Source organism: Ferruginibacter sp. SUN106 (assembly GCF_050611765.1).
Classification (GTDB): Bacteria; Bacteroidota; Bacteroidia; order Chitinophagales; family Chitinophagaceae; genus Ferruginibacter.
Window position 1 is genome coordinate 1 of record NZ_JBODJC010000004.1, and the last position, 14,839, is coordinate 14,839.

General features: G+C 38.1%; 14 protein-coding genes. 1 reads left to right on the forward strand and 13 read right to left on the reverse strand.

Annotation, left to right across the window (positions count from 1 at the left end):
* Positions 1-205 precede the first annotated feature (205 nt).
* The 13 genes from ACQ334_RS16165 to ACQ334_RS16225 form a co-directional block, all read right to left on the reverse strand.
* Entirely contained in the window at positions 206-442 is a 237-nt protein-coding gene (locus ACQ334_RS16165; RefSeq protein WP_430989288.1) for a DUF2798 domain-containing protein, read from the reverse strand.
* 10 nt (positions 443-452) lie between these two features.
* Positions 453-1,145, reverse strand: coding sequence for a hypothetical protein (locus tag ACQ334_RS16170; protein WP_430989289.1), 693 nt, complete (start codon positions 1,143-1,145; stop codon positions 453-455).
* Between the two features lie 71 nt (positions 1,146-1,216).
* Positions 1,217-2,104, reverse strand: coding sequence for a helix-turn-helix domain-containing protein (locus tag ACQ334_RS16175; RefSeq protein ID WP_430989290.1), 888 nt, complete (start codon positions 2,102-2,104; stop codon positions 1,217-1,219).
* Positions 2,101-2,481: a DoxX family protein gene (locus tag ACQ334_RS16180; RefSeq protein WP_430989291.1), complete on the reverse strand. Its 381-nt coding sequence runs from the start codon at positions 2,479-2,481 to the stop codon at positions 2,101-2,103. The genes ACQ334_RS16175 and ACQ334_RS16180 overlap by 4 nt, the downstream gene beginning before the upstream one ends.
* Positions 2,482-2,839: 358 nt before the next feature.
* The gene (locus ACQ334_RS16185) at positions 2,840-3,823 is read right to left on the reverse strand and encodes a BsuBI/PstI family type II restriction endonuclease (protein ID WP_430989292.1); all 984 of its coding nucleotides are present in this window, start codon (positions 3,821-3,823) and stop codon (positions 2,840-2,842) included.
* Between the two features lie 2 nt (positions 3,824-3,825).
* On the reverse strand, positions 3,826-4,842 hold the full coding sequence (locus ACQ334_RS16190) for a DNA cytosine methyltransferase (RefSeq protein WP_430989293.1): 1,017 nt from the start codon (positions 4,840-4,842) through the stop codon (positions 3,826-3,828).
* Positions 4,843-5,187: 345 nt separating this feature from the next.
* On the reverse strand, positions 5,188-5,964 hold the full coding sequence (locus ACQ334_RS16195) for a hypothetical protein (RefSeq protein WP_430989294.1): 777 nt from the start codon (positions 5,962-5,964) through the stop codon (positions 5,188-5,190).
* 2 nt (positions 5,965-5,966) lie between these two features.
* The gene (locus ACQ334_RS16200) at positions 5,967-6,863 is read right to left on the reverse strand and encodes a hypothetical protein (protein WP_430989295.1); all 897 of its coding nucleotides are present in this window, start codon (positions 6,861-6,863) and stop codon (positions 5,967-5,969) included.
* Positions 6,864-6,880: 17 nt separating this feature from the next.
* On the reverse strand, positions 6,881-7,381 hold the full coding sequence (locus ACQ334_RS16205; RefSeq protein WP_430989296.1) for a hypothetical protein: 501 nt from the start codon (positions 7,379-7,381) through the stop codon (positions 6,881-6,883).
* Between the two features lie 305 nt (positions 7,382-7,686).
* Positions 7,687-8,886: a tyrosine-type recombinase/integrase gene (locus tag ACQ334_RS16210; RefSeq protein ID WP_430989297.1), complete on the reverse strand. Its 1,200-nt coding sequence runs from the start codon at positions 8,884-8,886 to the stop codon at positions 7,687-7,689.
* 7 nt (positions 8,887-8,893) lie between these two features.
* A complete protein-coding gene (locus ACQ334_RS16215) occupies positions 8,894-9,226 on the reverse strand; it encodes a hypothetical protein (RefSeq protein WP_430989298.1) in 333 nt (110 codons plus the stop codon).
* A 250-nt stretch (positions 9,227-9,476) separates the two neighbouring features.
* On the reverse strand, positions 9,477-10,775 hold the full coding sequence (locus ACQ334_RS16220) for an amidohydrolase family protein (protein WP_430989299.1): 1,299 nt from the start codon (positions 10,773-10,775) through the stop codon (positions 9,477-9,479).
* A gap of 50 nt (positions 10,776-10,825) precedes the next feature.
* On the reverse strand, positions 10,826-13,888 hold the full coding sequence (locus ACQ334_RS16225; protein WP_430989300.1) for an amidohydrolase family protein: 3,063 nt from the start codon (positions 13,886-13,888) through the stop codon (positions 10,826-10,828).
* Positions 13,889-14,182: 294 nt separating this feature from the next.
* Between ACQ334_RS16225 and deoC the strand changes: the two genes are divergently transcribed.
* The gene (gene deoC / locus ACQ334_RS16230; RefSeq protein ID WP_430989301.1) at positions 14,183-14,839 is read left to right on the forward strand and encodes a deoxyribose-phosphate aldolase; all 657 of its coding nucleotides are present in this window, start codon (positions 14,183-14,185) and stop codon (positions 14,837-14,839) included.

The following is a 14,839-nucleotide window of genomic DNA, read 5'->3' on the forward strand; positions in this document are numbered from 1 at the left end:
TAACAAACTATTAAAACAAGTATTTGCAGTGGTAAAAAACAACAGCTTGTATCAACCAAATTATTGTTCAGCAAAACCGTAAAAAAAACTAAAATTTATTTGTTTTTTTACACAGTTCATGTTGTGTGCCGTTCTATTCTGTCACGCTGCATAAATGTTGGAAGTCCGCAAGTTGTCTATCTAAAACTGGTTGCAATTATAATGCTTATTCAGTTACAGTTATTTTGTCAACCAATTTTTTAAGTAAAGGAACTACTATAAAACCTGTTGGTATTGAAAGCCATAAGTCTACAAGGAAATATTTAAAAAACCACGTACTTAAAAAGCCTTGATGCCATCCTACTCTTACTAACAACAAGCCAAAACTCATAATGGCAGACATTGCAATTGAAACTACAATCGTGAAAACGATTATTGACTGTATTTTAGATAATTTTTTCATAGTTTTTATTTTAGAATAAATCTGTTTTAATAAATAGTCCGAAGTTGCTTGTGCTGTTATAGTCTGGTCCATAAAAGTCAAGGTTTGAGCCTAAACCAAATTGAACATTTTTGTATGATAGTCCAACTCGTAAATAAATGCTGCTTATTTCGTGAAATTTGAGCTTCGTATTATAATTGTAAAGTCCTTGTAGCCTTGAATAAATTCCCCAATTTTTTGATAACATTGGTTTGTATTCAAAAACTGCAAAGGTTTCAAAATTGTATGTTTGGGTCAGGTCAAACCGTGGCAAAATGACAACAACAAAATCTCGGTTGGCAAATAAATATTGTAACCCTGCTGTAGGTCTAACTGTTGTTGAAGTGTTTGAAGAACCGATTGCAGAAAGTCCTGCTGTTAATGAAATGCCTTTCCATATTTCAGCAGTTAGCAATGATTGGGAAAAGAAATCAGATGTTTGATTCGTTGTTTTATAGTCGCCTGTAAAGTTTGTTACGTTGAAAAAGCCAAATCTTGATTTTGGCGAAAATTGTTTGCTAACAATTAATTGAAAAGCGAATGCTTTATTGCCAACAAATATTTCAATTGGAATGGGTATGCCTTTGTTTTGAAAATTCTCCCTTTGTAAACTGTCTTGTGTTTGGGCAAAAGCAGACTTCAATAAAAAGCATAGTGTAAAGGATAATAGTATTTTAAATTTCATTTTCTTTTCTGTTATTAATCTGATGCAAAAGTATTTGCTTCAAATTTTTACAGAAAGGACGGATAAGGCAACTATTCGGACAATTCAATCAACTTTCTATATTCAGTTGGGGTAGAGCCTGTATGTTTTTTAAAAAACCGTCCGAAATATGAAATGTCTTCAAACCCAATTTCAGAAGCTATTTCGCTAATTGCCATATTGCTTTTTTGCATTAAAACTTTGGCTTCCAAAATCAACATTTCGTCAATTAAGGAAGATGCTGATTTTCCTAATGTAGATTTTACTGACTTGTTTAAATGGTTTGTCGTAACATTCAATTTTTCTGCATAGAAACTGGCAGAACTGTGTTTAGTGATATTATAATTTAGTAGCTTTTTAAATTCCAAAGTAATCCTTTCGTGTGCTGGAAAATTAACTCTTGTCTGAAAATCATTGGACTGCTTCATTTCTGAAAGAAACGCTGTCAAGTACGATTTTATAATGCTTTCGTTAGTGTCACTTTCGTTTAACTTTTGCATCCGTTTAAGCAACGTCAATAAATGTTCTATTTCTGTTTCTTCAAATTTGATGAAAGGCTTTGCCAACCAATCTGCAAAGTCAAGGTCTGTTTGCGATAAATAATTGGTTGAGAAATGAAGATAAAACCCTTCAATGTCGTCCGACATAAAGGAAAGACTTGTTATTTGTCCTGCCGGCACAACAATAATTGCGTTTTGCTCAACCGTATAATTGTCAAACCCTGAACTTGCAATTAGTGAACCCTTTGTTACCAAAAGAATTGAATGATTACTTTGGCGATGAGGTGGCAAGGGCATTCTTAATTCATAAGTCTTGTCTGAAAGTCCGTGAATATAAAAGTCGTTAATATTTTTCTTGTTGTATTCCTCACGGTCATAGTACAGCATAATGGTTTTAAAACCATCATCCTTTAAGGTCGGTATGTTTTTTATTTTTTTCAATTACCTGTAATCGCTTTATTATTTTTTAGTTTGGTAAAGTAAACATACGATATAACTAAAAGTAATAATTGAATTAATGGACTTATTGCTTCTGACGCACCATCAACTACAAGATGGGCTATGGTTGCAGAAATAAATACAATGGCAAAACCTGCATACGACCATTCTTTAATTCGGTTGACAACCATTGGCAAAATGATGGCAACTGCACCTAATATTTTTGCTGTCGCTAATTCTATTCTGAAATAATCTGGAAAACCCAAATGCTTAAATCTTTCTGCCATCATAGGACTTGTAAAGTAGATTATACCTGCTATAAGTCCACCCAAAGCAACGATACTTGTTGTTGTCCAATAAATTATTTTGTCTCTTTTCATTCTGCAAAACTATCTGCTGCAGTTCTTAAGAGAAAGGACTAAAGAAGCAAGTGTTCGGATAATTCAATCAACTTTTTGTCTTTGAGGAATTTTGTCTTTATGTCTGCTGGTTGATGTTTAGGGTGTCCGCAAGAATGGCACACAACGAACAGGGCTTTGTGCAGGTTGGGAAATAGAATTCCGTCTGCCCGGAACCGCTGCTGATTGAAAATATAAAGTTGAAGTTAAGTACAAAAGTTCAGCGATGTACGTCCTGCCCGAACAAAAGCCAAATAGAATTACAAATGCTCATTGTTATTCCGTCTGCCCAACTTGCACAAAACCCAATGTTATCTGCTGCCCCTTCTCTCGGTGGTCGTCAATACGCACCTAAAAATTTGTGTCCGTTGAAGTGAATAAGATGGTCTGGATTGTCGGCTATCCAAACTTCGGTTTCCCAAGCAATATCCATTGTCCACTTGCGAAAGTCTGCTCTTGTTAAAAATGCAGTAACAAAAATGAGTTCCGCTTTGCAATCTTTCAAAAGCTTTTTTAATTCATGTACTCGTATTTCAGACATTGGACCTGAACTGTGAACTGCCTCAATAAGATAAAGCCAATTGTTCTTTTTACTGAATGCGATTATGTCGGGCAACTCGTCATGTGAAAGTTTGAAAAACTGTAACTCTTTTAATGCAGGTTCGTCAATGTGCAACATTTTATTTGAAGTGTCGCCAATGTAAAGCACTTTGCAATCGCTGCCAAAACGTGGTAGAAATTGTTCAATGATTTCTTTCTGTAAAATATTATGCTCCCCAAGTGAAAGCTGTAAAGGTTTTCCGCCTGGAAGTGTTACAGGAATTTGCTCAATATTTCTTTTCCTTGCAAGAAGTTCGGCAAGTGAAGGTTTGTTTTTGTTGAAGGCTTTTAATTTCTTGTTCCATGCTGCTGTGCCATAATTTACAATCAGATTTTTAAAGTCTGGATGCAAAGCATAACCTCTCGTTGGGTCGTTGGTCGCCGCACTCAAATTGTCGCCACTATTTACAACAAGGTCGGCAATTACAAGAAGTTTCAAGTCTTTACGCCTTATGTCGTCATACGAACCTGATGAAATATTTTCTTCAAAGTTTTTGTTTACGATTGTGATTATCGCTCTTGTTTTAAGATGCGATTTATCAGAAGCCTTTGTCCAATCTTTGGTAACGGATGCAACTGCTAAAAAGCAAACAGCCATTCTTTCCAATCCACGTTCAGTCTTTGTAGTTACAGGAATACCAACACTTTCTAAAATGTCAAGTGCTTCGTTTATGATTTTTTGAACTTTCTCTGATTTAGTGCTTTTGGTAATGTATGTTTTCATTTTTAAAATAATGTAAGCACCTTATTGGGTGAATAGTCTTGTTCAATAATTTCTTCTGTAGTATAAAGTTCACCCAAATTATAACAGGCTTTCAATGATTGTGCAAGTTGATATGCTAACAATGGCGGAACGGCATTGCCTATTTGGTTGTAGCGTTGTGTTTCATTGCCTTCAAACTCAAACCAATCAGGAAAGGTTTGTAATCTTGCAGCTTCTCGGTGCAATAATCTTCTTCGTCTTCCGTCTTCAAGTTTCACTCGTTGCATATCGCCTGTTGCACCTGCAAGGTTTCTGCAAGTGAGTGTTCTTGCTGGTCTGTCGGCATATAAATCTCTTGGGTTTACACAAGCTGATGCTTTTTCATAATTGGCAACATAAGTGTCCATTGAAGCATTTAAAAATTTGCTTTCTGGTGGAATAGTAAACATAATATCACCAATTGCTTCGCCAACTGTAACCTTAGATATTTTTGATTTAGGAAATTCAAATTTTGCTCTGTGTCCAAAAACAAAAAGTCTTTCCCTGTTTTGAGGCACACCAAAATTGACCGCATTTAATAGTTTAAATTCAATGATATAACCCAACTTTTTCAGCTCTTCTAAAACAAGTTCAAAATACCATTTGTTGGTGTATAGCAAACCACGAACATTTTCAAACATGAAAACGCTGGGGTTTAATTTTTTTACTGCGTCAATAAAAATCGGGAAACCGTCCCTTGCATCTTCAAATCCTTTTTGGTGTCCACCAACGCTAAAAGGTTGGCAAGGCGGACCTCCAATTACAATTTCAGCTTGTGGATATTCAAAATCAAGGTCAAGTTTGATGGCAGTACAGTCGCCTGCAAGGTTACGATTGTAAGTCTGTGTTGCGGCATTGTCCATTTCATAACCAATGGTTTTATAACCTGCTGCTTCAAAGCCAAGTGAAAGTCCACCACAACCTGCAAACAAGTCTAACACAACCTGTTCTTCAGTTATTTTCGGTTTTAAAAGCTTGTTTATGTAATTAACGTACTCCATATTTTATAGTCTTGCAAATATAGAGAATAATACTAAAAATTTTGTCCAAAAACGATACTGTTGTGCAAAGCTGTTTTATGTTTTTGGGTCTGTCTGCTCAAGTTAGCAGGGTGGTTGCGATGGGGTAGCAGATAACGTCAAGGGCTTGCAGCAGCCCGGGTATTCATAGCTGTGTCCGCCGATATGCTAAAGTTAATTAATAAACGTAATTATCATATCATCAAAGTTTTTGTCTACGGAGCGGTCAAGCCCAATAGCCAAAGCACAATTAAGATAAAATGATGAAGAAAGTTGTATCAGCCCGGGTTGCGGCAAACCCATGTTAGCGGCAGAGCTTACCTGATGTCATTTCATCCAAATTTGAACAAGAGATCCTTTTCCATTTTTCCCATATTGCCGCAGGGGTACAGGATAATCATAAAAAGCAATTGCTTTAATTTTTTTTGCTTTAATTTTATGAATTTCGGTCTTTGCATTTGCACCCTCTATCAAAACATCATCTATCGCCAGCGTAGGCAAATTATTATTAGAACTTACTTCAAAGATTTGGTTTGCATTTTTAAATATTGATTTTATTAACGAGCTTGATTGATCGCCTTTTTTAAAAATCAAAATATTATTCGAATTTGCTCTTCTTACATAAACCATATTAATTGCTGTATCTGTTGTTGGTTTATAGAATTCAATTTTAAGGAGATCTTTCAAAGCGATAGAACTAATTGCCGAATCGGCATTACCTAAGGAAGGCATCCAAGCAAGCATTCCAATGAAATAAACAGTGTTATTGTCAATTTTTATTGTCGAATCACTGTCTGTTACCCATTTATCTACATATGCTTTGCTTAACTGTTGTCCGGCCACAATATTGCTACAAAAAAGAGCCACTATGATGATTGAAATTTTCATTTGCTTTGCCGCTAACGTGTGTGCATTGGCGACGTTGGGGGATTTGATGTTGGTCAAGCCCGGATCGTCAAGCTGCACATTGATTTGATGTTGAAGATACATAAAATGTTGAGAAAAGATTGTCCAGCCCGAACCAATGATGATTAGCGAAAAAATGATGAAGAATTGTTGGTCATGCCCCAATGTACGCCAATGCGATGTTGGTGGCAGTTGCAACTTTATATAGTTAGCGTTCCTAGGTAATAATTAAATGCTGTCCTCCCTTTGTTGTTAAGAAAATTGACAGAATAGTTTTGATTTGAGACGTATATGTCAACCTCCCCAGAGTCGCAATCAAATAAAATATCTCCAGCTGTATTCTGAGTAATAGTGTTATAGTTAGAGTAATAATTTAGATGCTGAGAAGGGGCTTCGCCAATAACCACAATTTTTGGATTTAGAATTTGTAAGTATTCTTCAGGGATTTTTGCGCTATCTCTTCCATGATGAGGAGCAAATAGAATGTCTATTTGGGAAAGATTTAATTCCGGTTCAATAGATATAAGAAATTCAGTTTCCAAATCTCCCATCCACATGGCAGTTATTCCATTCTGCAAAGAATATGTGATAATTGCTGATATATTATTAGGACTACCTCCATTTTTTGCAAATTCAAGTTCTTGCTTGTAAAATTCATTTTCCGTTACTGGCCACAAAATATTGATTCCAGAGGCCCCAATTTCTACACCATTGTTATTGGGGCCACTCTCATTCATCCATTTTCGTCGCGAACCCTTTTCAATATAGAAAGATTTAGTGGCAGAATCTCTGAGTTCACAATATTTTGTAAAAGCAGCTGTGATTACATTTTTCGTGGCTTCATTTTTTACGCAATAAAAATTTTGAATTGGCATTTTTTGATCTAGATATTCCAATCCACTTATGTGATCTTCATCTGGATGTGTTGAAATAAATCTTATAATTTCTTTGTTAGTGCTATTTTGTATTAATTCATTTACAATTCTTTCCCTGTTTGTAGAATTCATAGAGCAATCAATAATCGTTAGGTTAGCAGAATTGTGGTTGATGTAAAACATATCTCCATTACCAACTGAAAAAGATTTAATTATACTCATAATACAAAAAATTAAATTTATGCTACGTCGGAATTTTTATTTGTATTAACTCTTTTTACCAGGTAATTGGTTTGCTTTCTATATGAAAACAAAAACATTAACAAAATGAGTCCAATAAGGATCACTAGAGTGACGCTAGTCGAAATATCATACTTAATTTCAGCAATACTGTAGAGCCTCAATAATAGCAGGACTACAAACAATGACAATACAGTACGATAGGTGTTGTTAACTTCTGAAAATAATTCAATCTTGGTATCTTTTTTCGATGCTTGTACATAATCATTATAATCAACAAATTTTAAAAAGGAAATCCATTTGAGTATAGGTTCAACAATGAGTGAACCAAATCTGCTAATTACCATTCCAATAAAATAATAAAGGAATCCTCCAATTAGATTATCTTCCTGAATAAAATCATAGGGCGTAAAATGTTTGGATATTATTACAAACAAAACCCCCGGTAAAAGGTAATTAAAAATATTGTAAGATGATAATTTGTCAAATACTTCTTTCATAATCTTCGAATTTTAGAGTGTGTCGAGCGATTGCCACCAACGTGTGTATTTATGTTATTATACGCTATAAAATTAAATAAAATTGTATTGAAAATCAACACTTTAATGTTATACATTTTGTATTTACCGTAGCATCAATGACATTTAATTATTTTTTTAATATGTCCGATCTTGTTGTAAAAAATATGGCGTTGCCAACCCTGACTTACATGCTTTCAAGGTGCGGCTGCATATTCTAAATTAAGAATTTATTTATTAAAAAATAAAATATTTAAACGCAACTTTTTTAAATACAAAACGGTCTGCTACCAGTCTATTGCTTCCTGCTTCCACAAGTCATCAAAGGGGCTTACAATATTTACCAACTGCTTTTTACTTACATGCAGGTAACGCTCTGTAGTTTTAATATCAAAATGCCCCAGCAATTCTTTTATGTATTTTATATCGGTGCCCTTATCAAGCAGGTGGGTGGCAAAACTGTGCCGCAGGCTATGTATCCCTACTTCTTTTTTTATCCCGGCTTTATTTTTAGCATTGGTAAATATCTGTTGTATGGTTCGGGTAGGGTAGGCCTGGCCCGTTTGCTCCGACTCAAATAAATACCTTACCGGTGCCGGCTTATAGGTGGTAAAATAATTTCTTAAAATATCAAGTAATACCGGGCTTAAATTTACATAACGGTCTTTTTTCCCTTTTGCCCTGCTTATAAAAAGCTGCATTCTTTTGCTGTCTATATCTGCTATTTTCAATGCTGCTATCTCACTCACTCTAAGCCCTGCACTATAAACGGTAAACAACATGGCCTTGTGCTTTTTATTGGCAAGGGCATTAAACAGCTGCCTTATTTCTTCTTCATTAAGTAATTTGGGTAATAGCTGAGGTTTCTTGGGCCTCGGTATGTCCCAAAAAAATTTCTCCCTGCCCAATACCTGTTCAAAATAAAACTTTAAGGCATTCAACCTGCTGTGGGCCGTGTTCTCGCTGATGCCCTCTTTTTCCATAGCATATACCATGTATCTTTTTATATCTGCCGCAGTAAGGTTATTTACAGGTTTTGTTTGTAATAATTGCAGCAATTGCAAAAATTCATTGCGGTAAGTACGCATGGTAGATGCGCTGTAGGCTTTTAATTGCAACTGCTGTATCAATTGCTCCAGGGCCTGTATATTTTCTGTACATAACCGGTAAGCAGGCGATAGGGGTAACACTATTTTTGCCGGTACAGAGGGTAATTGTGACGGGGTAAGTGTTGCTGCAATGCCCTTTCTTTTTTGCAGGTAGGCTTTAAGGTGAGTATTATCCACCGTAGCTTTATTTACAGCCGTTTGTACAATGGCTTCATAATTGCCTTCACTCAATGGTACATACCAGCATGTATTAGCCTGGCTCCATTTTACAGCAGGTAGTTTTCTTATGGCAGCCTGCAGGGCTTTATCGTTAGCGAAATAAATAGCAATACATTCCTGCCTGCGGTGTACAATAGCCTTAAGCGTTAGTACGGGCATAATAGTATTATGCACCACCGGCGCTCTTTTTTAGTTCGGCAATTATGGCGTCATTATTTTTCCCTTGGTGCAATAATGTATTGGCCTTGCCGGTAAGCCTTCCTGTCAGCCCTTTTTTTCTTTTAGCTTTGGGCAGGCTTCTGTACACCTGCGATGCTATAGCGGCGGCAACTGCAAATACACTGCTGCTTTTGCGGCTGTTGGCAAAGGCAGGGTCGGTACTAACCCGCTCTTTATTAAGACTCGTTTTTTTACGCACCAGGTGTGTGCCGTGCATTTTATAAAATGTAAGGTCATCAATAGTGCCCTGTAAATACAAAGGGCCTTTCTGTTTAGCCATAACAATAATGGTTTAAAATTGTAAATAAATAATACACATTGCAACGCCGGGCTGCAGCCGGGTTTATTAATAGGGGAAAGGTGGGCTAAAGGCAGGTTACTCCGTATCAACCTTATGGTTACTCCGTACCAAAGCTATGGAAGGGCCGGTAGTACTTCAGGTGGCAGCCATGGTAATACCACGGCGGGGTATATACTAAAAATGCTGTAAGCGATACCGCTTACAGCATTAAAAATAGTAAAAAAAACAATTACTTTATACCATACTTATATTTATACTTGTCAAACAATTGCGTTTGTTTATTGGTAAGGTTCACTTCCCGGCCTTGTATAAAAGCATGGGTAATGATATTGCTTTTCATATCCAGTATATCGCCATCGCTTACCACAATATTAGCGTCTTTACCGGTTTCTACCGAACCGGTTTTATCAGCAATACCTAATATTTTAGCAGCATTTAAAGTAATGGCAGTTAAAGCTTCTTCTTTGGTAAGGCCATTAGCAGCAGCAGTGCCGGCTTCAAAAGGCAGGTTGCGGCTACGGGTGTTTTCATCATTATCATTCAGGGCAAATAATACACCCGCTTTTTGTAATACTGCAGGGGTTTTAAAAGGCTGGTCAATATCATCATCTACCATGGTAGGTAATGCATGCAATTGTTCCAGTACCACGGCAATATTATTTTGTTTTAAAAGATCGGCTATCTGCCAGCTGTCCGATGCTCCTTCCAGTACCACATCAAAACCAAATTCTTTTACAAAGTCAACCGCCAGCAACATTTCTTTTACAATATTGCAATGGATAAACAGTTTTTGTTTTTTAGTAAACAAACCTTTTACCGCTTCGTATTTTAAATTGGTATTCTCATGCGTTGGTTCAGCTAAATAAGCCTTGGCTTCCCTGAAGAATGCTTTTACGCTTTCCACCTGGTCTAAACCTCTTTTTACAGGGTCAACCTGTGGTTGCTGTGCGCCGCCAAAGCCACCACGGCCACGGGTACGTGCTAATAATGATGGCATGCGGAAATGTATAGCGCCATCCATTTTGTACACGGCATCTTCCCAGTTCCAGGCATCCAGCTGTACTACAGATGATGAACCGGAGATCAGCCCGCCACCGGGTACGGTATTAGCTAACAAAATACCGCTGGTGCGTAAAGTGTTGATCACTTTGCTATCGGTATTATAAGCTACAATAGATCGGATGCTGGGGTTTAATTCTCCCAGTTCTTCCGCATCAATAGTGGCCCTTACTGCAGGTACTTCCATTAAACCTATTTCGGTAGAAGTTAGTATCAAACCGGGGTAGATGTGTTTGCCTTTGCAATCAATTATCTTTCCGCTGGTAGAAGTAGTGGCCCCAACTTCGGTTATCTTACCGTTAGTGATCACTACATTACCACTATTAATTACATTGCCATTGCCCACATGAATAGTAGCATTGGTTAAAGTAATGGTTTCTTTTTGTGCAGGAGCAGGGTACACTGTTTCCTGTGCCGCAACAGTAGCAAAGCTGCATATCGTTAAACAACCAAGTAATATCTTTTTCATTATAATTTTTTTCATTATTAATTATACATTATTTCATTATTCATTATCCGCTATTGCCCGTCCAGTTCATCTGCATCTACCTCTAATAAGCCATGGTGTGTATGATCCATACAGGTATTCACCACTTCAAATCTTGGCCTTGGCCTTTGAAAGTTGCCTCTTGCGCCGCCTGGCGTATCAGATGATTTTTTAGCCGCTGCTAATTTTTGTATCAGCCTTGCTTTTTCGGCCTGGTTGCGTTTGCGTAATTCCATGTCTTTATCCCTGTCAAAATAAATAGTACCATCTACAATAGTGGTTAATGCATTGGCATAAATACTCAACGGGTTATCGCTCCATAAAACAAGATCCGCATCTTTACCTACTTTAATGCTGCCCACTTTAGCATCTACGTGCAGCATCTTTGCAGGGTTAATAGTTACCATCTTCAAGGCATCTTCTTCACTCATGCCACCATACTTCACACTTTTAGCAGCTTCCTGGTTTAAGCGGCGGGCCATTTCTGCATCATCAGAATTGATGGCTACATTTAAACCCACTTTATTCATAATGTACGCATTGTAGGCAATCGCATCCACCACTTCCATTTTATAATTCCACCAGTCACTAAAGGTAGAAGCGTTAGCACCATGCGCTTTCATTTTATCGGCTACTTTATAACCTTCTAAAATATGGGTGAACGTGTTTATTTTAAAACCGAAATGCTCGGCCACTTTCATGGTTTCATTTATTTCGCTTTGTACATAAGAGTGGCAGGTGATAAATCTTTTGCTGTTCATTATCTCTACCAGTGCATCCAGTTCCAGGTCTCTTCTTACCACCATTGGAGTAGCACCTTTCTTTTTATTATTCTCTTCTGCTGCTTTCCATTGTTTCTGGTAATCGCTGGCTCTTTGAAAAGCATCCATCTGCACTTCTTCCACACCCATTCTTGTATCAGGAAAACGGGTATTGCCCTGCGAACTTGAACTGCGTTTTACGTTTTCACCCAACGCAAATTTGATGAAAGGATCAGCACCCGCAAATTTCAGGTCTTCGGCGTTGGCACCCCAGCGTAATTTGATCAGCTGCGTTTGTCCGCCAATGGTATTGGCCGACCCGTGCAGTATATGAGAAGTAGTTACACCACCACTTAACTGCCTGTAAATATTTACATCTTCAGGGTTCAGGTTATCACCAATTCTTACTTCAGAAGTTACACTTTGCCCGCCTTCATTAATAGAAGCCGCAGCAATATGGGAGTGCTCATCAATAATACCCGGTGTTAAATGTTTACCCTTGCCATCAATCACTTTTGCAGTAGCATCAGATAAATTTTTTCCTATGGCGGCTATCTTACCATCTTTTACCAGCACATCAGTTTCTTCTAATTTGCCTGCTGCATCACTTGTCCATACCGTAGCATTTTTTATAAGTATGTTTTCCTGCTTAGGCGCTTCTTCCCAGCCAAAACTTACAAACGGATAAGTTACTTTACCCAATGCTAAAGGTGTTTTAGGTTTAGCACTATCAGCTTTTGCTTCCAGGGTATGATCAAAACTTGCCGACCATGTAAACGTGTTGCCTGCAATATCCCTGCCCATACCATTCCAGGTATCGCCATTGGCAGTACCGCTTAAAATAGTTTCTTTTGCCTCCCTGCCACGGCCTTCGGTATAACTTAGTTTTACCAGTTTACCATCGTAACTGTATTTGCCGGTAAGTGTATCGGCAGCAATAAAGCTGGCCACACCACCATCTTTTAATTCTAATGAAAATGCTTTGCCATTGCCGGCGGTATATTTATAAGCACCTTTTACATCGTACCAGCTATCTTCTTTTACAGCGTTTTTAATGCCCTGTGTCCAGTTTTGAAATACAGTGGTTTTTTCAGCAAAGATGGGGCCGGAGGTAATTACAAAATTGGCGATCTTGCCATTATCTAAACTACCCAGTTTATCGTACACACCTAATAAAGTAGCAGGTGTTTTGGTTAATGCTTCCAGTGCTTTGGTTTCTGTTAAACCATATTCAATAGCTTTGCGCAGGTTAGGCATAAAGTCGGTGGTGTTGGCAAGGTCTGCTGTAGAAATACAAAAAGGAACACCCGCTTTTTCCAATGCTGCTGCATTGCCCGGTGCCAGTTCCCAGTGTTTCAGGTCGTCCAGGCCCACAAAACGCAGGTCATTCGGATCATCCACATCCATTGCTGCAGGATAATTTAAAGTAAGAATATAAGCAGCTTTAGTAGCGGCAATTTCTTTAATGCGCTGGTATTCGTTACCGCCGCCTTTAATAATATATTGTACACCAAATTCATCACCAATTTTATCGGCACGTATATCGTTCCATTTATCATTGGCATCAAATATTTGTGGTAGGCTCTGGTTATCGTTCCAGCTTTTCAGCGACAGGTTAGTGCCTTCTTTAGCCGGAGACGATTTATACCATTGGGCATCTAAATAGGTCTGGCGCAATAAAGCGATCATACCCATCATCGAATTGGGATAGCTCTGCGTGGAAGTACCTTTACTGAAGGAATAAAAAGCAGCTGCCTTATCTTTCAGTAAGGTAAAATTATCCGGCTGCGTAGCCAGTGAAACCAATGGGCCAGTACCCCTTGCAATACCATCTTTCTGGTGGGTGAGTGCCGCACCAAAACCAAGGTCACGTAAGGTTTTTGCTTTGGCATCATCGCCGGTAAATAATTTGCTGCCATCAGTTTCGCTTTTAATGGCCTGGTTCCAGCCAAATGCACCTTTAGTGCCCGAAGTAATTTGTTGGGCGCCAAAAAATCCACCGCCACCTTGCTGGCGTTGTGGTGTTACAATACCATAATCACTGAAAATGTCTATAAAAGAGGGGTAGATAAATTTACCCTTACAATCAATTACCACGGCATCTTTTGGGATGGCGATATTGGTGCCTATATTTTCAATTTTCCCCTGCCGTATCACCATAGTGGCATTTTGTAAAGTGCTTTGGGCATCTTTTACAATAGTGGCATTGGTAAAAGCATAGCTGCCGTCTTTGGGGCTGGCAACATCATTAACGGGAAAAGTGGCCTGGGCATTGATCTGCAAACTGGTTATTACAAATGCAAATACAAGTGCCGGCAATTTAAATTTTTGCATGCTAAAGAAGTTTTGGTATTAAAAGGAATGAACGATAAAAATAACGAAACTATTCATTTAAAGATTACCGCTGCTGTAATTATTGTTGGCAGGCAATGCCTGTAACGCAAAGAAAAAATTTTCAATGCTCAACGCTCAATGTTCAATGCTCAGGTAAAAGGCAACAGCATTAAAAAGCTTGCCCTCCATTGAAAATTGAACATTGAGCGTTGAGCATTTGTATTTCCCCATAAGCCTTGCTATCTTTTAGTAATCAGCCTTTTTAAATCTCCGAAAGCCGTATTTTTACATATTATGAACATTGCATCTTATATAGACCACACGGTTCTAAAACCCACCACCACCATTGCCAATGTAGAGCAATTGTGTGCCGAAGCAAAAGAGTACGGGTTTGCAGCAGTTTGCGTACCCCCTTTATTTGTAAAAAAAGCAAAGGAACTAACAGCAGGCAGTAATGTGAAAGTGGCTACCGTTATTGGTTTCCCGTTTGGCTATTCGGCTATTGAAGCCAAAGTGGCCGAAATAGTGCTGGCCATTATTGATGGCGCCGATGAACTGGATATGGTCATCAACATCAGTGCCATAAAAAACAACGACTGGCAGTTTTTAGCCAGCGAGATCAATACGGTAATGCCGGTGATAAGAAGTAAAGGCAAAGTGATTAAAGTAATTATTGAAAGCGGCATTTTAACCGACGATGAAATAATTACCTGCTGCGATATTTATGGGGCAGCCGGGGTAGATTTTATGAAGACCAGCACCGGTTATGCCGAAAAAGGGGCTACCGTTGCAGCCGTGCAACTGATGCGTAAACATTTAGCGTCTTCCATAAAAATTAAGGCAAGCGGTGGTATAAAAAACTATAGTTTTGCTGCAGAGCTGGTGATTGCCGGTGCCGATCGCTTAGGTTGCAGCAGCAGTGTTCAGATTGTTAAAGAAGCTGGCGAGTAA

What these genes read in the sequence shown, in the direction of transcription:
- ACQ334_RS16225 (WP_430989300.1), bottom strand. Translation starts at nt 13,888, where the DNA reads ATGCAAAAATTTAAATTGCCGGCACTTGTATTTGCATTTGTAATAACC.
- ACQ334_RS16185 (WP_430989292.1), bottom strand. Translation starts at nt 3,823, where the DNA reads ATGAAAACATACATTACCAAAAGCACTAAATCAGAGAAAGTTCAAAAA.
- ACQ334_RS16210 (WP_430989297.1), bottom strand. Translation starts at nt 8,886, where the DNA reads ATGCCCGTACTAACGCTTAAGGCTATTGTACACCGCAGGCAGGAATGT.
- deoC (WP_430989301.1), top strand. Translation starts at nt 14,183, where the DNA reads ATGAACATTGCATCTTATATAGACCACACGGTTCTAAAACCCACCACC.
- ACQ334_RS16165 (WP_430989288.1), bottom strand. Translation starts at nt 442, where the DNA reads ATGAAAAAATTATCTAAAATACAGTCAATAATCGTTTTCACGATTGTA.
- ACQ334_RS16215 (WP_430989298.1), bottom strand. Translation starts at nt 9,226, where the DNA reads ATGGCTAAACAGAAAGGCCCTTTGTATTTACAGGGCACTATTGATGAC.
- ACQ334_RS16200 (WP_430989295.1), bottom strand. Translation starts at nt 6,863, where the DNA reads ATGAGTATAATTAAATCTTTTTCAGTTGGTAATGGAGATATGTTTTAC.
- ACQ334_RS16220 (WP_430989299.1), bottom strand. Translation starts at nt 10,775, where the DNA reads ATGAAAAAGATATTACTTGGTTGTTTAACGATATGCAGCTTTGCTACT.
- ACQ334_RS16205 (WP_430989296.1), bottom strand. Translation starts at nt 7,381, where the DNA reads ATGAAAGAAGTATTTGACAAATTATCATCTTACAATATTTTTAATTAC.
- ACQ334_RS16180 (WP_430989291.1), bottom strand. Translation starts at nt 2,481, where the DNA reads ATGAAAAGAGACAAAATAATTTATTGGACAACAACAAGTATCGTTGCT.
- ACQ334_RS16170 (WP_430989289.1), bottom strand. Translation starts at nt 1,145, where the DNA reads ATGAAATTTAAAATACTATTATCCTTTACACTATGCTTTTTATTGAAG.
- ACQ334_RS16190 (WP_430989293.1), bottom strand. Translation starts at nt 4,842, where the DNA reads ATGGAGTACGTTAATTACATAAACAAGCTTTTAAAACCGAAAATAACT.